Source organism: uncultured Dokdonia sp., assembly GCF_947492815.1.
Taxonomy (GTDB): domain Bacteria; phylum Bacteroidota; class Bacteroidia; order Flavobacteriales; family Flavobacteriaceae; genus Dokdonia.
Genome location: NZ_CANLOB010000018.1, coordinates 85268 through 109185, shown reverse-complemented (window position 1 = coordinate 109185; position 23918 = coordinate 85268). Strand labels below are relative to the sequence as shown.

The 23918-nt window shown below is 33.7% G+C and carries 14 protein-coding genes; 5 read left to right on the top strand and 9 right to left on the bottom strand.

The genetic code is table 11. The features are described 5' to 3' along the window. Window positions 1–418 precede the first annotated feature (418 nt). Both Q1A01_RS15785 and Q1A01_RS15780 read right to left on the bottom strand, forming a co-directional pair. Window positions 419–1168 carry a C40 family peptidase gene (locus tag Q1A01_RS15785; protein ID WP_299682941.1) on the bottom strand — a complete coding sequence of 250 codons (750 nt, stop codon included), beginning with the start codon at window positions 1166–1168 and terminating at the stop codon, window positions 419–421. An 18-nt stretch (window positions 1169–1186) separates the two neighbouring features. Then, window positions 1187–2365, bottom strand: coding sequence for an acetyl-CoA C-acyltransferase (locus Q1A01_RS15780; protein WP_299682939.1), 1179 nt, complete (start codon window positions 2363–2365; stop codon window positions 1187–1189). A gap of 385 nt (window positions 2366–2750) precedes the next feature. Here Q1A01_RS15780 and Q1A01_RS15775 point away from each other — a divergent pair, with 385 nt between their 5' ends. From Q1A01_RS15775 to Q1A01_RS15765, 3 genes are all read left to right on the top strand, one after another. Next, window positions 2751–4799, top strand: a complete 2049-nt coding sequence (locus Q1A01_RS15775; RefSeq protein ID WP_299682937.1) for an HDIG domain-containing metalloprotein — start codon at window positions 2751–2753, stop codon at window positions 4797–4799. Between the two features lie 151 nt (window positions 4800–4950). Beyond that, window positions 4951–5538: a hypothetical protein gene (locus tag Q1A01_RS15770; protein WP_299682935.1), complete on the top strand. Its 588-nt coding sequence runs from the start codon at window positions 4951–4953 to the stop codon at window positions 5536–5538. Then, window positions 5535–6542 (top strand): hypothetical protein, encoded by a 1008-nt coding sequence (locus Q1A01_RS15765; protein WP_299682933.1) that lies wholly within the window; start codon window positions 5535–5537, stop codon window positions 6540–6542. The genes Q1A01_RS15770 and Q1A01_RS15765 overlap by 4 nt, the downstream gene beginning before the upstream one ends. A 69-nt stretch (window positions 6543–6611) precedes the next feature. Here the strand turns inward: Q1A01_RS15765 and Q1A01_RS15760 are convergent, their stop codons facing one another. From Q1A01_RS15760 to tsaD, 7 genes are all read right to left on the bottom strand, one after another. Beyond that, the gene (locus tag Q1A01_RS15760) at window positions 6612–9023 is read right to left on the bottom strand and encodes an alpha-ketoacid dehydrogenase subunit alpha/beta (RefSeq protein ID WP_299682931.1); all 2412 of its coding nucleotides are present in this window, start codon (window positions 9021–9023) and stop codon (window positions 6612–6614) included. A 225-nt stretch (window positions 9024–9248) separates the two neighbouring features. Next, entirely contained in the window at window positions 9249–12077 is a 2829-nt protein-coding gene (locus tag Q1A01_RS15755; RefSeq protein ID WP_299682929.1) for a metalloprotease, read from the bottom strand. Between the two features lie 229 nt (window positions 12078–12306). After that, complete coding sequence (locus tag Q1A01_RS15750) at window positions 12307–13002, bottom strand: TIGR00730 family Rossman fold protein (RefSeq protein ID WP_299682927.1); 696 nt, start codon at window positions 13000–13002, stop codon at window positions 12307–12309. Window positions 13003–13026: 24 nt separating this feature from the next. Next, complete coding sequence (gene uvrA / locus Q1A01_RS15745; protein WP_299682925.1) at window positions 13027–15873, bottom strand: excinuclease ABC subunit UvrA; 2847 nt, start codon at window positions 15871–15873, stop codon at window positions 13027–13029. A gap of 100 nt (window positions 15874–15973) precedes the next feature. Then, on the bottom strand, window positions 15974–16960 hold the full coding sequence (locus tag Q1A01_RS15740) for a hypothetical protein (protein WP_299682923.1): 987 nt from the start codon (window positions 16958–16960) through the stop codon (window positions 15974–15976). Window positions 16961–17164: 204 nt separating this feature from the next. Further along, window positions 17165–17872, bottom strand: coding sequence for a 16S rRNA (uracil(1498)-N(3))-methyltransferase (locus Q1A01_RS15735; protein WP_299682921.1), 708 nt, complete (start codon window positions 17870–17872; stop codon window positions 17165–17167). A 2-nt stretch (window positions 17873–17874) separates the two neighbouring features. Beyond that, window positions 17875–18912 (bottom strand): tRNA (adenosine(37)-N6)-threonylcarbamoyltransferase complex transferase subunit TsaD, encoded by a 1038-nt coding sequence (tsaD, locus tag Q1A01_RS15730; protein ID WP_299682919.1) that lies wholly within the window; start codon window positions 18910–18912, stop codon window positions 17875–17877. Window positions 18913–19037: 125 nt separating this feature from the next. On the opposite strand from tsaD, the gene Q1A01_RS15725 reads away from it, so the two are divergent. Next, window positions 19038–23402 carry a translocation/assembly module TamB domain-containing protein gene (locus Q1A01_RS15725; protein WP_299682917.1) on the top strand — a complete coding sequence of 1455 codons (4365 nt, stop codon included), beginning with the start codon at window positions 19038–19040 and terminating at the stop codon, window positions 23400–23402. A 99-nt stretch (window positions 23403–23501) separates the two neighbouring features. Then, the gene (locus tag Q1A01_RS15720) at window positions 23502–23705 is read left to right on the top strand and encodes a hypothetical protein (protein WP_299682915.1); all 204 of its coding nucleotides are present in this window, start codon (window positions 23502–23504) and stop codon (window positions 23703–23705) included. Window positions 23706–23918 lie beyond the last annotated feature (213 nt).

Genomic DNA, 23918 nt, shown 5'->3' with positions numbered 1-23918 from the left:
GCTTTTCATTGTGACAGTTTGAATTTAAAGTTAGTAAATTCGAATTTTAAACTGTCCTATTTTTAGGGAAGCCTACATTTTTAGGGAAGCCTACACAGTAGGTTAGCAATAGTTTTTAACCCTAAGACACATAACTACAAAAAGGAGGTTGTCGAAAGGTTTTATACATCAAGATATAGGAAACAATAAAAGGATGTTGGACAAACGAGATATAAAGTATTCAATTTTAGGATTCAACATATGGTATTTAACCTTGATCCCTTTTCGCGAAAGCGGAATTTTAAAAAAAGAATATAGAGAATAGAACAAAGGGAAAGAATCTCATCACTAGCGATTCTTAAAGTTTAGCGGAATTATTGTGTGTGGAGTTCTGAAATAAACTCGAGTTTAGTACATAAATCAGTGTGATGAAAAGAGATCATACTACCTTCTTAATGACACGCAATTTATGCGTATGTTTCTTTTGGTGTACATTATAAATGCCTGAATGATCCAAACGATCTATACGTACTTCACCATGAGCGTGGATGATATAATTGTCTTCCATGATCAAACCTACATGTACAATGGTACCTTCATCATTATCAAAAAAGGCAAGATCTCCAGGCTCGCTTTCTTCTATAAAACTTAGAGCCTCTCCTTGTGTTGCCTGTTCAGAGGCATCTCGTAACAGGCGATGCCCATTTAGTCTATAAACCATTTGTGTAAAACCAGAACAGTCAATACCAAAAGGCGTGCGACCACCCCATAAATAGGGTGTATTTAAATACTGTAAGGCTGTTTCTATAAGAAGGCTTTTGTCTTTTTTGCCTGCGGTGCTAGGACCATCATAGGTGCTATTCAATATAGAAAGCGTGTGTACAGAAGTACCTAAGAGAATGGTTTGTAATTGCCCGTGTGTATCTGATATAAATTGTACAGGATCAGAGACAAGTGAAGGGGTTTGTGCTTTTGCGAAAGCGTATTCCTCTTCACTGATCTCTTGATACTGTTTATTATCAATCCATCCTACATAATTGTCATGTGCCAAACGAATACGACTCCATGATTTCCTTTTTTCAGGTACCTTGAAGACCTCTCCATATAGAAGCTGATTCACCATCTCACTACGATCAGAAGGTTCTAATCGCATAGGGATGCTACTTAAATGACAAATGCCGTATTTCATATAGGAAGGGAGGTCGTACTATAGATTTTCTATTACGATGGCAGAAGCACCACCACCACCATTACATATAACAGCAGCTCCTAGCTTTCCATTGTTTTGTTTTAATACATTGAGTAACGTAATTAGTATACGTACACCGCTACACCCTAACGGATGCCCTAGTGATACAGCACCACCATTTACATTTACATTCTTATCCGTAAGTCCTAATATTTTCATATTGGCAAGACCTACCACAGAAAAAGCTTCGTTAAATTCGAAGAAATCAACTTCGTCTTGTGTAACACCAGCTTTAGCAAGTGCTTTTGGTAATGCTTTTGAAGGGGCTGTTGTAAACCATTCTGGTTCGTGTGCAGCATCTGCAAATCCTTTAATGACACAAAGAGGCGTAAGACCTAATTCCTTTGCTTTATCTTCACTCATTAACACCACAGCACCTGCACCATCATTAATAGTAGAAGCATTGGCAGCTGTTACGGTTCCTTCTTTTGTAAATGCAGGACGTAATTTTGGAATTTTATCCATACGTACGTTTGAGTACTCTTCATCCTTGCTTACAATAACATCATCTCCACGACGTTGTGGTACCGCAACAGGGACTACTTCATCATCAAACTTTCCAGCTTCCCAAGCAGCAGCACTACGCTCATATGATTGGATGGCAAATGCATCCTGATCTTCTCTTGAAAATTCATATTCGGTCGCACATTGGTCTGCACAAACACCCATTGCATTTCCATCATAGGCATCTACAAGGCCATCTTTTTGCATGCCATCTATCATTGTTTGTGGACCAAACTTATGACCATTACGTAGGTTTACGTAATGTGGGATACGGCTCATATTTTCCATTCCACCAGCAACTACGATATCGTTATCACCTAGCATAATAGACTGTGCGCCTAGCATAACAGCTTTCATTCCTGAAGCACATACTTTATTTACAGTTGTACATGGTACAGTATCTGGAATACCAGCACCAATCGCAGCTTGTCTTGCAGGAGCTTGTCCTACACCAGCTTGTACTACATTACCCATTAATACTTCATTTACAGAAGCTGGGTCTAAATTTATTTTATCCATTGCTCCTTTAATAGCAACAGTTCCTAATTTGCTGGCAGATACAGAAGAAAGGCTTCCTAAAAAGCTTCCTATTGGGGTACGTGCAGCAGCAACAATAACTACGTTTTTACTCATACTAGGTTGTGTTTATGATATGAAAAAATCACTACGCGAAAGTACTAAAATTTACCATATCTGTTTATGATTATATGCTTGATTTACTAACATAATTTCTATAGTGTTGGTAATTATTTTTTGAATGACCTTACAATAGATTAGGTGTTATTTATATGCTTTCATACTTCTACGGGCTCAGTATAAACTTCTTCGTCATTTCTCTACTTGAAAGCATATATAGATAGCATGCAGTTATGGTTGTGCCAGATAGGAGTTTTGTTTCTTTAGTACAGAAACGATTTAACACATTTACGAACTTTCTTCTTTTTGAGCGTTAGAGGGCTTGGCTTTCATTTTGGGGGTTAGGGGGAATTAGAGTACTTTAGCTCTGTTAGAAAAAACTATGGCGTCTGTTGTAAAAACATTTTATAAAAATCAAGATCTACTTTATAAGCTATTATTAATAGCTGTAAGTTCGGTATTGATTGTATATTTCTTTCCAAAGAGTGGGAAATTTCAATACGATTTTCAAAAAGGATTTCCGTGGGCAAGTGAAAACTTATACGCCGATGAAGATTTTGCCATTTTAAAAAGTGAAGAAGCATTAGTTAAAGAGCGTGAAGAAATACGCTCACAGGCATTTTTGTATTTTGATTATAATACTACTGTAGTAAATGATGTTATAACAGGATATGACACTTCATTTTCTAATGTGTTTAAAGATTCTTTAATCACCAATGAAACCAAATACCGTCTCAAGAAGTTTGGACGTACCTTACTTACAGATATTTATAAAGCGGGTATCGTAAAAGAGAAACCTGCATTCACGTCAAGTAGGCTTGCTTATTTAAAAATTGGGAGTGAAGTCACGCAAGTAAATCTAGGTCAAATTTATGAAGCTAGTGAAGTGCCTTCCTTTTTGGAACGGAAACTAAATGAAAGTAGCTATGCCGAATATAAAAACCTCTTTTTGCAGTTATTTTATGATAGTATTTTACCCAATGCGGTTTATAATGCAACGCTAACAGAAAATGCAATTACGGAAGAGTTATCACAGTTATCCCCTACACGAGGCGTGGTGACTAAGGGAAGCCGAATCATTGCTAGGGGAGAACTTGTAGAAGGGGAGGCGTTACAAAAAATGCTTTCGCTTAAAGCGAAATATGAGACGCAAAATTTTAGTGACTCTCGCTATAATTGGATTGTTGCAGGATATATTCTTCTAGTAGTTTTAGCATTGGTTATGCTCTTATTATTTATTAGAAATTATCGTCCTAAAGTATATGAGAATAATACGCAGATTACATTTATATTGTTTAATGTACTCTTAATGGTATTGCTAACTACAGCTGTTGTGAAGTATAATTCTGCTTATGTATATGCAGTGCCTTTGTGTATACTCCCATTGATTCTTAAGGCCTTCTTTGATGCTCGTTTAGGATTGTTTACGCATGTAATTACAATTTTGTTACTAGGGTTTATTGTACCCGATAGTTTTGAGTATTTCTTTTTACAAGTAATAGCAGGGATTGTTACGATTTTAAGTACACAAGAACTTTACAAAAGGGCTAATCTCTTTATTTCTGTTGGGCAGATTACTTTGATATATATCATTGCCTATTTTGCGTTTAATAGTATTCATCAAGGTGGTGTTGAAAACCTAGAGTGGGAAAACTTAGGACTTTTTGTTCTTGCAGGGTTAGCTACATTATTTGTACAACCACTGATTTACATTTATGAAAAAATCTTTGGGTTAGTCAGTGATGTGTCTTTATTAGAACTTTCGGATACGAATTCAAAATTATTAAAACAACTTGCAGACAAAGCACCAGGAACCTTTCATCATAGTTTAAATGTAGCTAATCTGTGTGAGGCAGCGGCCAATGAGATTGGGGCCAATGCCATGCTTGTTAGAGTAGGGGCTTTGTATCACGATATTGGAAAGATGAATAATCCTACTGATTTTACTGAAAATCAGGCAACGGGGGTAAATGTACATGATGATCTTTCTCCTAAGGAAAGCGCGCGTATCATTATTGATCATGTCATAGATGGTATAGAAATCGCGCGTAAGAATAAGCTTCCAGATCGTTTGATTGATTTTATACGTACGCATCACGGTACTAGTACAGTACATTACTTCTATATGAAGGAAAAACAAACCAATGAAGATGCATCTATTGCAGATTTTCAATATCCAGGACCTTTGCCTTTTAGTAAAGAGACAGCGATCTTAATGATGTCAGATAGTGTAGAGGCCGCAAGTAAGAGTTTAAAAAACCCTACGTCTATACTTATTGACTCTTTTGTAGAAAAGATTGTCAAAAAACAAATGGATGACGGCCAGTACTTAAATGCTGATATTACTTTTAAGGAGATTCAACAGGTGAAGAAGGTGCTTAAGAAAAAGCTAAATAATATCTATCATCTTCGTATCGAGTATCCTGAGTGATTTCTAGCTTTCAGGCGTGAGCTGTTAACGCATAGTCTTTAGCTGTTAGTCAGCAGTTTGTTGTCAATTTATTTCTAATGTTTCTGGGTATGTTTTCGCGAAAGCGTTTAGTAGATATGTTATAGGGAAGAGAAGTGATCTGATTTATATAATGAAAGAAAAATTTGAATTCAATCCTTTTGCTGGAGTTTTAGAAGAAGATTTGGAACAAATTATTGTTCCTGTATTTGATATAGATGCTATATCAAATCAAATAGAATGCACTGATTCATTAGCGATAGAATTTATTGGAAAACAGGGGAGAGGGAAAACAACGCATTTACGATACCTCCAAAAGCAACTCAATTCTTATCCTATTTTTTTGCTAACAAAAACAACTGCGAATCTCTCTAATATACTAGAGCATGATGCAGATGTTGTATTTGTAGATAGTATTCATCACTTATCTGTTTTTGAAAGATTACAGCTTTTCAAAGCAAAGCGAGTTGTTATATACACAACACATTGGAGTCGAAAGTATACTTGTGTATTAATTAATAAGAAGTATTATTCAATTCCCTTTAAAGGGATCACAGTAGCTGTATTACGAAGTATTATAGATAAACGACTACGACTTGCATCTAACAATAGCATACATATAGATGATGTATTTGTAAATAATGACTTGCAACTTTTAATCAAGAAATTTGGAGATAGCTATCGAGGTATTTTAAACTATTTATATGAACAATATCAATGAGTAAAGTAGCATTAGAAAGAGATATTATTATAGAAGAAAGTGACAATAACTATAGAGTCCGTGGTTATGTGTCAATTTCTTGCTCTGAAATTGTAGATGTAGAACTTATAGAAGGATTTGTCTATTTGGAGGTTAGAGGCAGAATGGCCAGTCAAAAACACCATGTTGTATCTTTTACGATCTCAGATAAAAAAAGATTACAAACTGCAGAAACGTATAAGTTTCCATTTTCATTTGAAATGCATGATTTAGATATCGGCACTTATAAAGGAAAGAACGTTAATTTTACATATAAGTGTGAAGCTAAAATACATATAGAAGATGATGATATAGATAAGATTGATAGAAGTTTTTTTTCAAAAGTAAAGTCATTTGTAACTTCAGATGATTCTCTTAAGGTGTCTACTTATTTTCATGTAGATGATAGTTTAAGTACCTATCAAATTGAAGAGACAACGACTTCGCTTGACTTTAAAACTAATTTTTTGATGTCTTTTATAGCATCACTTCTAACAGGTGGAATATATGCATTTTTGATACCAGAGTTTAATGCGCCGTATATGGTTTTTGGTGTATTTCTTATTATAGCTGTTATCATTAGTATTAAGTTACTCGTTGGAAATGCGTTAGGAGAAGTGACTATGGAAACACTAAGAGATGAAGATGCATTTTTGTGTACGATTAAAAAAACAAAGAAATTTAGCTTAGTAAATCAATATCTATATTACCAAATCATAGAAAAAGTAGTCGATGATAGAGGGACTTCCTCTAGTACTGTTCGATCAACAATATATACATCTAAAAAGGAAAAAATATCTACTAGAAATAATGATGTTCAAGTTAAATTCTCATATCCAGAAATTAAGAACATACATTCTAATTACTTAGGAGATGTATCTATTTATTGGGTAATGAATCTTAAAGGAACTACTTATTTAGGGTTTATACTTAAATATCAATGTGAATTTACAGTAAGACAACGTAGACAAGTATTGATGTCTTAATTATGAAATATATAGTTTTACTTTCTTGCCTATCAATAAGAAAGTAAACATTTAATACTGAACTCTAAATTACCTCAATGCAGGATATGTCTCAGGATCTACCTCGTGCATCATTTCATATACTTTTTCAAAAATATCTTCAGCAGATGGTTTAGAGAAATAATCTCCATCAGTACCATAGGCTGGTCTATGAGCTTTTGCAGTCAGTGTTTGTGGTTTGCTATCTAGATATTGATATGCGTTTTGATCGTCAAGTATGTGTTGTAATAAATACGCGCTAGCGCCTCCAGGCATATCTTCATCAATAACTAAGATACGGTTGGTTTTTTGTATACTTTTAACCACATCGTGATTGATATCAAATGGCAGTAAAGATTGTGCATCAATTACTTCGGCGTTAATGCCTACGGTTAGTAATTGCTTAGCAACATCTTGTACAATACGTAAAGTACTTCCATACGAGAGTAACGTAATATCAGAGCCTTCTTTTACGGTTTCGACAACACCGATAGGGGTGCGTATCTCACTTAAGTTATCTGGCATCTGTTCTTTAAGACGGTACCCATTAAGGCATTCTACGATTAATGCAGGTTCATCACTTTCTAAGAGTGTATTGTAAAAACCAGCAGCTTTGGTCATATTACGAGGTGTAAGAATATACATTCCTCTTAATAAATGAATAGCCGCAGCCATTTGTGATCCACTGTGCCAGATACCTTCTAGCCTGTGGCCTCTCGTACGAACAATAAGTGGTGCTTTTTGACGTCCATGTGTACGGTAACGTAGGGTTGCCAAATCATCACTCATGATTTGAATAGCGTACAGTAAATAATCTAAATACTGTATCTCAGCAATAGGGCGTAAGCCTCTCATCGCCATTCCTATTCCTTGTCCTATGATCGTAGCTTCACGTATTCCTGTATCAGATACGCGTAACTCTCCGTATTTTTCTTGTAATCCTTCTAGTCCTTGATTTACATCACCTATAGTTCCCGCATCTTCTCCAAAAACAAGCGTATTAGGTTGAGTATTGAAGATATTGTCAAAGTTCTCGCGTAAGATTACACGTCCATCTACCATCGTACTCTCATCTGTATAGATAGGTGCTACTTCTGAAATTTTAGTAGCGTTACTAGCTGTTTCGCTATATAAATGTGCACTATAATCAGGTTGTGTTTTTTCTATATAAGACGAAATCCAATCTTGTAGTAGGCTTTTTGGAGCTGATGATTCACCTATTACGTAATGTAATGCCTTACGAGCTGTGCGTAAAAGATCACTTTTAAGCGGTTCTTTGTTTTCAGCAAGTTCTGTATGTAAAGGTTGAATAAAACTTCCATTAGATGAAGTTTGTATTACATCTTCAAGGATCGTAAGTACTTTTTGTTGCTCTGTTTGTGTAGGGTATGAAAATGCTTTCCAAGCAGCTTTTTTACCATCACGAACTTCTTTTTTAATTCCTTTATCTATGGTGTCAAGCTCTTCTTGTGTCGCCAGTCCTTGACTGATAATCCACTCTTTAAACTTTAAGTTACAATCATGCGCTCTTTCCCATGTAAGGCGCTCTTCATTTTTATAACGTTCATGTGATCCTGAAGTAGAGTGTCCTTGTGGTTGTGTTAACTCTAGTACGTGTACAAGTACTGGAACATGTTCTTCACGTGCAATTTTTCCTGCACGCTCATAGGCTTCTATAAGCGCTGGGTAATCCCAACCATTTACGCGTATGATTTCATATCCAGCTTCTTCTTCATTACGTTGAAAACCACTTAGTATTTCAGAAATATTTTCTTTTGTAGTTTGATGTTTAGCGTGCACTGAGATTCCGTACTCATCATCCCAAACATTAATGACCATGGGTACTTGTAATACCCCTGCTGCATTAATAGTTTCAAAGAAAAGACCTTCACTTGTACTTGCATTCCCAATAGTTCCCCAAGCAACTTCATTTCCGTTATCAGAAAAGTTTTCTTTTTCTGTACTTGTTACTTGGCGATATATTTTTGATGCTTGTGCTAGTCCCAATAAACGAGGCATTTGTCCTGCGGTAGGAGAAATATCTGCACTTGAGTTTTTCTGTTCAAGTAAGTTATTCCAATTACCATCTTTATCTAGACTATGCGTAGCGAAGTGACCTCCCATTTGCTTTCCAGCACTCATAGGATCAAAATCTATATCCGTATGTGCATATAAACCTGCAAAAAATTGTTCTATAGATAGATGATCTATAGCCATCATAAAGGTTTGATCTCTATAATATCCTGATCTGAAATCTCCATTTTTAAAAGCACGAGCCCAGGCAAGTTGTGGTAATTCTTTACCATCACCAAAGATTCCAAATTTTGCTTTTCCTGTAAGTACTTCACGTCTTCCTAATAAGCTACACTCCCGACTCGTTACCGCAATTTTATAATCTGAAAGTACAGATGTTTTAAAATCTTCAAAGGAAAGCTTGGTATTTTGAGTCTTAGTTGTTGCCATAGGATGTATGTGAAAAGTTGTGCAAAATTACAAAAAACAACCCTCAAAAGCAAGGGCGTTTTGCGTTAACATTTTAAATATAATTCATTGTAGTCGCTTTTTGAGTGAGAATATTTCAAAAAAACACAAATAATTGGGTTTTTGTTAAGAAAATGACAATGAAATAACGGTGGTTGTATACGCTTTCGCGAAAGCGTACTTAGAAAAATTAGAACTCGTTGATTGTTAATACCATCTACGTTGAAATAGACGTACTAAGGTATCGATGTCTAAAGAGACGATAAAGCGTATTTTTTGGTCATAGTTAGGTTGGGCAATTTCCCATCCTAAGTTTGAATATACTGGCAGGAAAATTTCAAAATAGTCATCAAGTAGACTTACTTGAACACCTGTATCATATACAGGTTCAGGATCGAACCCTCTATTTTTTACAAGGCCTATATCACCATATGCATAAATATACTTCCAGAGTGTTGTACTAGCATTTATGGTTGTAATAAATTGATTGGCAAAAGCAGGTTGCAATCTAGATTTAAATCCTCCTTCTGCAAATATAAACTGCTGACTAAAAATCCCACTGTCTTCCGAGCGACCATAGTAGTTAAAGTCAAAGAGGTAATCTGTAGGTCTATCTAATGCAAAACTAAAGAAGTCTCCACTGTCTCTTGTGTTATTTCTTAAAAATGCGCCTGCATAAAAGCGTAAATTAAGCTGGCGATTATTTAAATATAGATGTCTGTAAAAGAAGGTGGAGGATACCTTTGCAAAATCTTTGGCTATTTGTAAATCTGCATTGTAGCTTACCGTATTAATAATAGCCCTGTCAAAGTGAGAAAAGCGTAAGTTAAATACAGAGTAATCTGGATCTTGTGATTCTTGTCTAAAGTCTTCATCTCGTTGTACACGCACAAATCGGGTTGATAAGTTAGAGCCTTTATTTGCTCTGAAGTCTCTTGGTTTAAAACTAAAATTAAGAAATGGTACAAAACGTTCAAAGAATAAATCAGGACCAAAGGAAGACCTATTTCCAGAAATTCCATAACGTACACTAAAGAGCTTACTATCTTCTAAAAAGTGTGTATACGATAATGATGCTTTTCCTATGATAGCTTTAGATCGTAGTCCAAATTGTGGTTCAAATTTATATCTAAAGTTTTTACGTAAAATGGTATTGTTATATAATTTTAAACCAGGACTTAATCCATCATAGATATTAAATTCTGCTGTAGGAATAATAAATGCCTGATTTTTAGAGGGATTCTCAAAGTCTTGAAGAAACTTAAGTTGTATCGGTTTATTAAGGCCTAAAAACCCATTAGGGTTATGGTAGCTATCTCTGAGATTATATTCAGGGATGATTTCATCATAGTTTAATATAACTTTGTCAATACTATCTGCCGCAAGGGCTACTGTTTTTGTTTTATCTATATTTTCAACCCACGTTTTAGAAACGACTTCTCCATCTTTTAATCCATATACTGAAATAGGAGCAGGGTTGTCTCTTTTATTTTTAATAGTTACTAATAGAGAGTCTCCTTCTCTTTTAGAGTTTTTAATTTTAAAATCAAGTTTACGCCTTGTGGTTACATATTCATCAAAAAACCAATCGACATCTTTGGAAGTGTTTTTTCGAATAAGATTTTCGAAGTCTTTTGAGCTTATACCTTGTTGTAAGTTATAGGTAGTATAAAACTCTTTAATAGAAGTATTAACGATATCGTCTTCTAAAAAATCACCTAAATATCTAAGTCCTGCACCACTTTTGTAAGCGTTTGCTATTTGTACATTATACTTAATAAGTGAATCATAAGGTTTAGATAATGGTTGATCTAAGTTGAGTCTCGCTATATTCATGTATAGGAGATTGTACTGATCATTAAATTCTAATTTAGAGAGATAAAACTGTCTAACTAACCAGTATTTATCTAGATTACCAACAACTTTTAAATCAGGATAAAAGGTGTCAATGTATCGCTGCATTAAGTTTACTTTAATTCCATCAATAATCCATCGATCTGTTCTAGGGTTTACAAGTAATGTATTGTCTACATATTTGTTTATGATTGTTTTTACGAGCTTAATTTCATATTTAAAACCTTCAGGGAATGGGCGAATAAAGTCTGGTAATTGATTGAGTCCATATACTTGATTTTCTTTATAATCAAGTTTAGTGATAAGTAATTTTTTATGAGGATACTTGCCAAGGTTTTTTTCCATAAAACCAGCAATACGATCTACAATAAGTGCACGAATAGGATCACCTACCATACGATCTTCTATATTAGAATGTAAGGTTAAAAAGTCAGTTTCAATTTTTTCAAAATCTGAATTTTTAGTAAGGTATACTCTTGGATTGATTCGATCTTTCCCATTAAGGATCGCTATTTTTTCTTTGGTATTATAGGAAGTATTTTCTATACGCGTTTCAAAGTCTGTAATAATTTCATATTCCTTAGGAAAGGAAAATGTAATTTGAATATCACTATTTGGATAGTATCTATCTACGAGATTTTTATTACTATAATAGTGCCATTCTCCGTCATATATTGCAGGAGTAATGTACCAATATCGTAGATTATAATCTTTAGTTTTTGTTACACCGTAATTTGTAAAACGTGTGTATGGTAATTTAACTTTATAGACGAGTTTAAGGTTATACGATGTATTAGGAAGTACTTCTTTTTTTAGGTGTATTTCAATGATATCTTGCGCTTTATCGAGTCTTTTGTATTGCAAATAAGTATTTCCATCGTAGATAGATTTAATATCTGTAAAACCTCGTTCTTCGTCTTTTGCTAAATGGAATTTTTTTTCAAAATCCTGAGCAAACCTTACAGCTAATGGGGTTTCTTTAGATGAAAAACTATGAGCCCAATCATTAAGATAAATAGTTTTTAAGGTATCCTGAGAGTTATTTTGATAAGTGATTGTCTGTGTAATTTCAATAGTATCATTATCAGGCACTAGACGTGCATTTACGCCAATGGTATTTTGTGCTATTGCACTTGTGCATAAAACGCACCAACATAAAAAAGCTTTAAAGAGATTTTCCAACAATCAATTATAATTTCAAAGGGTTACATACGATATCATTTTCTATTTTTCTGATATCATTTGATAGGGTAGCGTTAGAAGTTTTTGCTTAAAGATATGTTTTTTAGATATGATACTAGTAACTATTTACAAAAGGATACCTATCTGTCATAACATATTTTCTATTTAACAAGTTTTAAGCCAAACTGTTTTTGCTACTTCATAAAAAATAGTTAATTAAAATTATACATTAAAAATTAGGGCTTAACTCATATTTCTCATAGAAGTTATTTAATACTTCAATGACTTCGTCTGGTGTGTCTACAAGATGAATAAGATCTATATCTTTTGCACTAATATTTCCAAATTTGTCTAACAATATTGTTTTTACCCAATCTAATAGACCACCCCAAAAATCTTTACCAACTAAAATAATTGGGAATTTTTGGATTTTATGTGTTTGAATAAGTGTAATCGCTTCAAAAAGCTCATCGAGTGTCCCAAAACCTCCTGGCATTACAACAAATCCTTGAGAGTATTTTACAAACATGACCTTACGTACAAAGAAGTAATCAAAGTCTAAGCTTTTATCACTATCTATATAGGGATTGTCATGTTGTTCAAATGGAAGTTCTATATTAAGACCAACAGAAGTTCCTCCGGCTAGATGGGCTCCTTTATTTCCAGCTTCCATAATACCAGGTCCGCCACCAGTAATTACTCCGTAGCCATTTTCTGCAATTTTTCTAGATACGTCTACTGCTAATTCATAATAAGGATCTTCAGGTTTGGTACGAGCACTTCCAAAAATAGATACACAAGGTCCTATTTGACTCATTTTTTCAAATCCATTTACAAATTCTCCTACAATCTTAAATATTGCCCAAGAGTCATTTGTTTTTATTTCATTCCATCCTTTTGGTCTTGTTTCGCTATGTGTTGTCATAGTATGTTATTTTTTAAGCAACTTTTATGTAGTCACTGTTTGATTCATTTCTTTTTTTAAAAACTGAGCAGTATAGCTCTTTTTGTTTTTGATAAGTTGTTCAGGAGTTCCTTTTGCGACAACTTCTCCGCCGCCTTTTCCTCCTTCATATCCTATATCAATAATGTGGTCGGCCATTTTTACAACATCTAGATTATGTTCTATAATCAAGATCGTATTTCCCTTATTGACCAATCTATTTAATACTTCCATTAAGACACGTATATCTTCAAAATGCAATCCAGTAGTTGGTTCATCTAAAATATAAAAAGTATTTCCAGTATCTCTTTTACTTAATTCAGTGGCAAGTTTGATGCGTTGTGCTTCTCCTCCAGAAAGTGTGGTAGATTGTTGTCCTAACGTAATATATCCTAAGCCTACGTCTTTTATAGTTTTAAGCTTTCTATAAATCTTTGGAATATGTTCAAAGAAATCTGTAGCTTCTCGTATAGTCATTTCTAATACGTCAGCAATCGATTTTCCTTTATAACGTATTTCTAAAGTCTCTCTATTAAAACGTTTTCCTTGACATGTTTCACATTCTACGTATACATCTGGAAGGAAATTCATTTCTATTACTCGTAATCCACCACCTTTACAGGTTTCACATCGTCCTCCAGTTACATTAAAACTAAAACGACCAGGTTTATAACCACGAATAAGTGCTTCTGGAGTCTTTGCAAATAATGCTCTTATTTCGCTAAAAGCACCTGTATATGTAGCAGGATTAGAACGAGGAGTTCTTCCTATGGGTGATTGATTAATATCTATTACTTTATCACAGTGTTCTAATCCCTTAATACTTTTGTATGGCATTGGTTTTTTTACGCCATTAAAGTAATGCGCATTCATAATAGGATAGAGAGTTTCATTGATGAGTGTAGATTTTCCACTTCCTGAAACACCCGTTACAGCGATCATCTTTCCTAGAGGAATAGATATATTTACATTTTTAAGGTTATTTCCAGTAGCACCTTTAAGTTCTATTTTTTTTCCGTTACCTTCTCTACGTTTTTTAGGAACTGTAATTTCTTTTTCTCCGTTAAGGTATTGTGCTGTAAGTGTACTATGGTGTAATAATTCATCTGGCGTCCCTTCACTAATGATTTCACCTCCATATTTGCCAGCTCTAGGACCGATATCTATAACATGATCAGCTCGCTCAATCATATCTTTGTCATGTTCTACTACAATAACAGAGTTTCCTATATCTCTTAATGAAATTAAAGAGTTAATTAGTTTTTGATTATCGCGTTGATGTAATCCTATACTTGGTTCATCAAGTATATAAAGAACACCTACTAATTGTGAGCCTATTTGAGTAGCTAAACGAATACGTTGCGCTTCTCCTCCTGAAAGTGATTTAGAGTTGCGATGTAATGACAGATAGGTGAGTCCTACGTCTACTAAAAATTGAATTCTGGTTTTTATTTCTTTAATAATTTCAGAAGCAATTTTAAGTTGCTTTTCGGATAATTTTTTTTCTAACTGCTCAAACCATTCTTGCAACTCTAGAATATCCATGTGAGCAAGCTCTGAGATGCTTTGGTTTTCAACTTTAAAGAATAATGATTCTTTACGTAACCTTGATCCTTTACATTCTGGACAAGAAATTTTATCCATATATCCTTTTGCCCATCTTTTAAGGGAGGTTGATTCGCTACTATTAAATGTGTTTTCTATAAAATTGGCTACACCTTCAAAATCTATCTTATAATCACGCGTGACTCCTAGTTCTTTAGATTGTATCGAAAACTTTTCATTTCCTCCATAAAAAATAAACTCGAGCGCTTCTTTAGGAATCTTTTCTATGGGATCGGTGAGTTTAAAATCAAATCGATCTGCAATGAGTTGTAATTGTTTAAAGATCCAATTGTTTTTATGAGGTCCATGGGGTTCTAATCCTCCATTTTGAATAGATTTCTTTTTGTCTGGAATAATCTTATCTACATTTACTTCGTAAAGTTCTCCAATTCCATTGCATTTAGGACATGCGCCTTTGGGTGAATTGAAAGAGAAGTTATTTGGCTCTGGATTTGGATACGATATTCCTGTAGACGGACACATTAAGTTTCTACTAAAGTAGCGTACTTCTTCCGTGTCTTGTTCTAAAACCATCAACACATCATCACCATGGTACATAGCGGTGTTTATGCTTTCGCGTAAGCGTTTATCATCATCAGTACCAGCTTGAATGGCTAGACGGTCTATTACGATCTCTATATCATGTGTTTTATAGCGATCAATTTTCATTCCTTTTACAATATCTCTGATCTCTCCATCTACACGTACTTTTACGAAACCTTGTTTAGCAATTTGTTCAAAAAGCTCTCTATAATGTCCTTTACGAGAGCGTACAATGGGAGCTAAAATATTAATGCGTTTTCCATGAAAGCTATCAATAATCAAATCTTTTATTTGATCATCTGTATAGCTTACCATTTTTTCACCAGTATTATAACTATAAGCATCACTAGCTCTGGCATATAGTAAGCGTAAGAAATCATAAATTTCAGTAATAGTTCCTACGGTAGATCTTGGACTTTTACTTGTTGTTTTTTGTTCTATAGCAATTACAGGCGAAAGACCTTGAATTCTGTCAACATCAGGACGTTCTAGTCCACCTAGGAACTGACGTGCATATGCAGAAAAAGTCTCAATGTACCTTCGTTGTCCTTCTGCGTATATCGTATCAAAAGCTAAGGAGCTTTTTCCACTTCCTGAAAGTCCAGTAATCACTACAAGTTTTTCTCTAGGAATAATTACATCAATATCTTTAAGATTATGTGCTCTTGCTCCGTAAACTTCAATGATTTCTTCTGTTTGTGTCATAAATTTACCAAAAGTCGCAAAGTTACTTATTTGCCAGCAGATTAGAAAGGTTGAGACGTTTATGTATTGTTAATCTTACATATATAACGTTTTGTAGAAACTATCTGCTTGTATTTATTTCTTTTATGACAAATGGATAGATGGATAATGTCATAAATAATAAGATACTACATACAAATCCTATGGATATAAAACTAAAGAACATCGGGAGTTGAAACAATAAAATGCTTATGGGTAGAAATACTCCTAACGTAGTAAGGAGTATAAGTAAAATAAATGCAAAGTTTATAATCTTAGGAATACGTTGTTGTGATTGGATTGTAATACTGAATAGTCTAGGAATAACCTCTTCAGACATCTGTTCTCCTAATTTAGATAGTAAGTCTTCACTAAAACCCATATCTTGATAACGATGGGTGTCTAATTGAACCGCGTAGCTTAGAATTTTTTCTTGATGCCTCTCGAAGATACGGTTTACATCAAGTTCATCTTTATAAGACGCATATTTATAACCAAAATAGTACCAGATACCAGAACCACATTTATGCTCTAACCACTTCTTAAGTATACGAGGAGAATAGTTTCGAGGGTTTGAAAAAGTTTCTACTTTACTTTTTGAAGGATCATTTAATAATAGAGATTTTGCTTCTAAATATAAATTTTCAGAATCTCCATATCTATTATTTTCTTCGATATACTCTAATGCCAATTTAGATCGACCTTTGTAAAATTCTTTCATTGTAAAGAAGTTAAGATCTCCAAACTCTTTATCTATGTATTCTTTAAGCCCTGTATTCCATACGTCAGAGCGAACTAAAATATCTATGATATTTCTAAAATGATGCATTTTTTGAGTTAATGTATTTAACTCGGAACTGAGTGTATTACTACTAAAACGAATTTGATTGGTTTTATTTAGTATGAATACAAAAAGTACAATAACTAGCAGAATACTTACGATACATAAAATAAATAAAATAGTATCAACCTTATCTTGAGAGAGTGTTTGTTTAGGAGTCCAAACATGAAGACCATACACAATGATAATGCATCCCAATATGCTAACTAAAGCGGGGATGTAAGGCACAACGTATTTGATAAAATTCCTTAATTTCATCTAGATTATTCACTATCAGTAAGTTGGGCCTTTGTTCCTGTTTAAGGGAATAAGGTCGTAAATAAACAACTATAAATAAGATTCACAAAATAAAAAGGGATAATTTGTAAGAAAATTGATTAGTTTAAGTGCGGATTTGATGTATTTTTTATCCAGAAACGTAATCTTTACACCTTATTGATGTAGAAAAGCAATACTATGACAGGCAATAATACCAGCAGTTTCTGTACGAAGTCTACTGTCGCCAAGACTTATTTGTGTAAATCCAAGATCAATCGCTTGTTGTATCTCGCTTATTGAAAAATCTCCCTCAGGACCTATTAGAATTAGAATATCCTTTGAATCGGTCAATTCTTTTGTAAGGGGTGATTTTTCTGATTCTTCACAATGAGCAATACCAGAAAATGAAGTATGAGTGTTTGATTTTAGAAAATCTTTAAAACTAGTTAATGGATGTAATATTGGAAGATGTGTTTGAAGTGATTGCTTCATTGCACTTTGTAATATTTTATTAAAGCGTTCTTCCTTTATTTGTTTACGTTCGCTATGATCACATAAAATAGGTGTGATTTCAGTAATCCCAATTTCTGTAGATTTTTCTAAGAACCACTCAAAACGATCATTTCCTTTTGTAGGAGCAATAGCAATATGTAATTTATAAGGTCGTGGCTCTTGAAATACAGCACTATGTAGCTTTATACTACATTTATTAGGATTATTAGTTATAATTTCTCCTTTAAATAAGTATCCTTTACCGTTTGTAATCGTTACATGATCTCCTATTTGTTTTCTTAGTACACGCACAATATGTTTACTTTCTTCTCTAGGAAATGTATATACATCAGATGTTGGTGTAATAGATGCGCTATAAAATAATTGCATACTTATATTTTGAGGCGTGATTGTGCTTGAATTCCAGTGTCTATATAGTTGTTTTTGTCAACGAGTTCTTCTGTATATTTCAAATAGCCTACAATACCTATCATTGCAGCATTATCTGTTGTATATTCAAATTTAGGTAAATACGTTTTCCATCCTATGTTTTTTTCAGCTTCTTTAAGGGCGTGTCGTATTCCTTTATTAGCTGAAACACCGCCTCCAATAGCAATTTGAGTGATGCCTGTTTGCTTTACCGCTTTTTTGAGTTTATCCATTAGAATCCCTACAATCGTATATTGTATAGAAGCACAGATATCTGCAATATTTTCTTCAATAAAATTTGGGTTTTGCTTCACTTGTTTCTGTATGAAATACATGATTTGCGTTTTTAATCCGCTAAAGCTAAAATTAAGCCCCTCTACTTTTGGTTTAGTAAATGGAAATTTTTTAGGATTTCCTTTAGCAGCCCATTTATCTACTAAAGGTCCGCCAGGGTAGGGAAGACCAAGTAATTTTGCACTTTTATCAAAGGCTTCTCCCACAGCATCATCTATTGTTTCTCCTATCACAGACATCTGAAAGTAGCTATCTACTCGTACAATCTGTGTGTGTCCTCCGGAAATGGTCATTGCTAAAAAAGGAAAAGAAGGTTTTTCATATCCTTCTTCATCAATAAAATGAGCTAGGATATGTGCCTGCATGTGGTTTACATCAATTAGGGGTATGTTTAAACCGAATGCAAGTGACTTGGCAAATGAAGTTCCAACCAACAAAGAACCCATTAGTCCAGGTCCGCTTGTAAATGCTATGGCACTTAGCTCTTTTTTATCGATATTTGCTTTCCGTAAAGCAGCCGTAACCACAGGTACAATATTTTGTTGATGTGCTCTAGATGCAAGTTCAGGAACCACACCTCCATATTGTTCGTGTATTTCCTGAGTTGCAACAACATTAGAGAGTACTTTGTCGTTGTGCAATATAGCAGCTGCAGTGTCATCACAAGAAGATTCAATAGCAAGTAAATAACAATTTGTCGAGTTCATAATCATATTAGGCACACATATTGTAAATAAAGAACAAAGTTAAAACAATAAGCCGTATCAAGAAATTTAAAAAAATAGTAGTACGTACAATAGTTTATCTATTGCTATTCTTTGCGCTTTTGTTATTGATCTTTTCAATACCAGCAGTACAATCTAAAGTTGCTTCTATTGTAACCAACAAAGTAAATGCAAAATACGGAACCTCTATTCATGTTGATAAAGTTGGTCTGAAATGGAATGGAGATCTTAACCTCAAAGATATTTACATAGAAGATCATCATGAAGATACACTTATCTATGCACGTTCTTTGGCAACAAGTGTATTGAGTGCAAAAAAAGCAATAGATGGCAATCTAGAACTAGGAAGTATCGCATTAGATGGTGCCAAATTTTATTTGAAGTTCTATGCTGGAGAGGAGAGTGATAATATTTCTATTTTTTCAAAGAAATTTGTTCCTAAAATTCCGAATCCCAATGCACCTCCTTTTGTAATGACTGCTTCTAAAATTACACTAGAAGATGCTGTTTTCAAATATATAGATGAAGATTTGGATGATCAAGTAGTGATAGACTATAGAGGATTAGAGGGAACGCTTGATGATTTTAAGTTGGTAGATGACGTTATTGATGCGCATATAGATCATCTTGCGTTTAAAGCTAAAAGAGGATATGGGATCTCTTCTTTAGATGGAGATTTTCATTATGATACCAATGCGATTAATCTAAACGATTTTAAACTAAAGACGGAGTTTTCAGCTTTAGAGGGTACTATTGCATTAGATACTTCGGGAGATAAGATGTCTGATTTTATTCATAAGGTGGTTATTGAGGCCGCTTTCGCGAAAGCGGATATCTCCACCAATGATATTAGACCATTTTATAGCGGTTTTGCTAAGGATAAGCGTTTTTCTTTACAGGGAAATGTCACGGGGGTTCTTAATAATTTTAGCGCAGAAGGTTTAGAAGTAAAAGGATTAAATAACTCTATTATTAACGGAGATATACAATTCACAAACCTTATTGAGGGTGATGACTTTAAAATAGAAGGAAATTATAAGGAAGTACAAACCACCTATTTTGATTTAAAATCTTTATTACCCAATGTACTTTCAACATTGCCTAGTAGTATGGCAAAATTGGGAACCATAGAATTAATAGGGTTTGCAACAATTACAAATACCGTTCTTGATACGGAAGGTGTTGTCACTTCCGCCCTAGGGAACGGATATATTGATTTGTTACTTACAGATTATCAAAATACCGATGTAGCTACTTATACAGGAAATATAGATTTAGAAAATTTTAACCTTGGTAAGTTTATTAATGATCCTAGAGTTGGTAAAACATCAATGGATTTAGATGTAAACGGAAAAGGATTTATTCAAGAGTATCTTGATACCAAGCTTTCAGGAATTGTCTATAATATTACGTATAATGACTATACATACAGGGATATTAATGTTTTTGGAGATTTAAAGAGCCCAGTTTTTAATGGAGAAATCATTATGAATGATCCTAATCTGAAAGCAAAGGTAGATGGCCTTATAGATATTTCTAAGAGTATAAATAGTTATGATTTTGAAGCAGATATTGCATATGCAAATCTTGTAAATCTTAATTTCGTTACTGATAGTGTTTCCATTCTTAAAGGAAACGTAATTATGGATATGAAAGGAACAGGCATAGAAGATGCTTTTGGGAAGCTTTCATTTTATGATGCTGTTTATCAAAATAAAAATGACACATACTATTTTAAAGATTTTGATATAACGTCAGTTTTTGATGATAAAAACGTTAGAACGATTGCTATTAATTCTTCAGATATTATTGATGGTTCTGTAAGTGGTGTTTTTAAATTTAATGAAGTAGTTCCATTATTTAGAAATGCATTAGGAAGTTTGTATACAAACTATCAACCAGAAGTATTGACAGAAAATCAATTCATGGATTTTGATTTTACCATCAATAATAAGATTGTTGAAGTATTTATTCCTGAAATAGAGTTTGAACCAGAAACGATTATCAAAGGAAGTGTGGTTTCTGATGATTCTGAGTTTAAACTTACATTTAAATCACCTAGAATAGAAGCTTTTGGTAATATGGCACAAGCTATAGAAGTAAAGGTAGATAATAAGAACCCTTTATTTAATACCTATATCGCTGCCGATAGTGTAGATGCAGGGTTTTATGCAGTTTCAGATTTTAATTTAATTAATGTAACCTTAAAGGATACGTTATTTATGAAATCTGAATTTACAGGAGGAACACGTAATGATGACAGTTATGATTTATCATTATATCACACGATTAACGAAGATGGGAATTCTGTGGTAGGGTTTAAGAAATCTCAAGTTGTTTTTAAAGATAACCGTTGGTACATTAATAAGGAGAATAATAATCGTAATCGTATTGTTTTTGACAACAACTTTAAAGATATAGATATACAGACTATTGTATTAAGTCATAAGGATGAACGAATAGATCTTAAAGGCGTTGTAAGAGATAGTACATATAAAGACATTAAAGCACAATTTACTAATGTAGATCTCGCAAAGATTACACCAGCTATAGATAGTTTAGACTTACAAGGTCGTGTTAATGGAAAACTAGATATTCTTCAAAAGGAAGGTGCATACTATCCTAATTCTACAGTGGCAATAGATCAATTTACAATTAATGACTATCTATTGGGACAATTTGATTTAACGGTCCAAGGAAATACCTCCTTATCTTCTTATGAGATCAAATCTAAATTAGAAAATCAAGAAGGAGCTCCTTTGGTGGCTAATGGAAATATCATTGTAGGTGATGGAAGTGATGCAACTATAGATTTAGATGTAGCACTCACTAATTTTGATTTAGCGCCATTTGATCCTTTAGGGGAAGGTGTTATTACACGAATAAGAGGCTTTGTAGATGGAAATGCTACAATCACGGGTAATTATAAAAATCCTGATATAAATGGAGATTTAACCGTCCTAGATGGCGGTCTTAAAATACCCTACTTAAATACAGACTATGATTTTAGAGGTGTTTCTAGTGTAACCCTAGAAAAGCAGAAATTTATTTTTAATGCCATCCAATTGGAGGATGTAAAGTATGAAACCCTTGGTGCCTTAAACGGAACTATTTCTCATAATGCATTTAGTGATTGGAAACTTGATTTAGGGATTAGTACAGATAGATTGGTAGTTTTAGATACCGAAGAAGATTTAGAGTCTCTATATTTTGGAACGGCATTTATAGCTGGCGAAGCTATGATTAAAGGCCCTATTGATAATTTGGTGATAGACGTTTTTGCCGAGACAGAAGAAGGTACCGTATTTAATGTGCCCATAGACGACTCAGAATCTATAGGAGATAGTTCATATATACACTTTTTAAGCCCTGAAGAAAAAGAAGCTAGAATTAATGGAGTTGTGTCAGAGCTTACAGAGATAAAAGGACTTTCTGTAAATTTTGATTTAGATGTAGATGCAGATGCACTTATCGAAATTGTAGTAGATAAAGAAAATGGCAGTACCTTGAAAGGTAGAGGAGGAGGAACTCTTTTAATACAGTTAGACACCAATGGGAAGTTTGATATGTATGGAGATTTTATTGCCTATGAAGGAACCTTTAACTTTAAGTACAAAGGACTTTTTCAAAAAGAGTTTAAGTTTCGACCTGATGGTAATATACGTTGGGAAGGAGATCCAGCAGGCGCTTTATTAGATATAAGTGCAGTATATAAAGCAGAAGCAAATCCAAGTATTCTATTAGAAAACCCATCTGTAAACCGTAAAATCCCTGTAGATGTAATTATAAATTTAGAAGGAGAACTTTTAAAACCAGATATTACATTTGATATAGAATTTCCAGCAGCGACAAGTACCGTTGTTTCTGAGTTAGAATATCGTCTTAGTGATAAAAACGCTAGAGAGCTTAATGCAATCTCATTAGTTTCTCAAGGTGTTTTCTTAAGTAATGCTTCTATTTCTACGGCAGGAGCGGTAAATAACTTATTTGAAACTACATCTTCCTTTCTTTCTGATCTCTTGTTTAATGATGATGATAGTATTTTTGATGTAAACCTCGACCTTGTTCAGGCAGATAATACACCAAATCTTCAATCTGCAGGACGTGTAGGAATTACACTCTCTACACAGATTAGCAATAGAGTTCTTATTAATGGAAAAGTAGGTGTGCCTACTGGGGGTATTAGTGAAAGTGTGATTGTGGGTGACGTAGAGATAGACTTTCTATTAAGTGAAAATGGTGCTTTAAGAGCAAAAGTATTTAATAGACAAACCGATATTCAATTTATTGGAGAGACCGAAGGATATACACAAGGCGCAGGTCTTTCCTATGCTGTAGACTTTAATTCTTTCAAAGAACTTATCAGAAAGATATTTAAAGGAAAATCTGAAGAAGCAATAGAAACACTTAAAGAACAACAGCAAACTACTTCAGAAAAAATCGGTCCAGACGGCGTTACGTTTAAAAACTAATATCAATATACTTTTTATAACAAATTATTAAAGAGAGTATTAACAGTTTTTTATGCTTTGAATATGTATATTTAAAGTAATTAATTAAAAACAGTTTTTATGAAAAAATTAAAAAAATTAGGAAACGTTTTAACGTCTAAAGATTTAAAAAAAATTAATGGAGGTGCATTATGTGATACAGGCTTTGCTTGTATGTGTAGTTTCCACTTTGTAGGTTGCTTTACAAGTATGGGAGCTTGTGAACATCAATGTGAATCTAGTTTTCCAGATGGTCATGGCGGAGTTCCCTTAATTATTCTATAATGATATATAATTTCATTAAAACACCTCTGTTGAGGTGTTTTTTTTTGCTCTTTTTTATAAAGTACTTGCTTAGAAAAATAAACCTAAATGACATTACGTATCAAAGTAATGAAATTATCAACTTATTAATTTGCCTATAGAAAAATCTACTATTTTGGTAAATTATGAAATTTGCCCTCTCTTTATTATGGATATTCTTAAAAAGTACGCTTT

Coding starts and splice junctions, on each gene's coding strand:
- Q1A01_RS15750 (WP_299682927.1), bottom strand. CDS start 13,002: ATGACAACACATAGCGAAACAAGACCAAAAGGATGGAATGAAATAAAA.
- Q1A01_RS15770 (WP_299682935.1), top strand. CDS start 4,951: ATGAAAGAAAAATTTGAATTCAATCCTTTTGCTGGAGTTTTAGAAGAA.
- tsaD (WP_299682919.1), bottom strand. CDS start 18,912: ATGAACTCGACAAATTGTTATTTACTTGCTATTGAATCTTCTTGTGAT.
- uvrA (WP_299682925.1), bottom strand. CDS start 15,873: ATGACACAAACAGAAGAAATCATTGAAGTTTACGGAGCAAGAGCACAT.
- Q1A01_RS15765 (WP_299682933.1), top strand. CDS start 5,535: ATGAGTAAAGTAGCATTAGAAAGAGATATTATTATAGAAGAAAGTGAC.
- Q1A01_RS15760 (WP_299682931.1), bottom strand. CDS start 9,023: ATGGCAACAACTAAGACTCAAAATACCAAGCTTTCCTTTGAAGATTTT.
- Q1A01_RS15780 (WP_299682939.1), bottom strand. CDS start 2,365: ATGAGTAAAAACGTAGTTATTGTTGCTGCTGCACGTACCCCAATAGGA.
- Q1A01_RS15785 (WP_299682941.1), bottom strand. CDS start 1,168: ATGAAATACGGCATTTGTCATTTAAGTAGCATCCCTATGCGATTAGAA.
- Q1A01_RS15720 (WP_299682915.1), top strand. CDS start 23,502: ATGAAAAAATTAAAAAAATTAGGAAACGTTTTAACGTCTAAAGATTTA.
- Q1A01_RS15775 (WP_299682937.1), top strand. CDS start 2,751: ATGGCGTCTGTTGTAAAAACATTTTATAAAAATCAAGATCTACTTTAT.
- Q1A01_RS15735 (WP_299682921.1), bottom strand. CDS start 17,872: ATGCAATTATTTTATAGCGCATCTATTACACCAACATCTGATGTATAT.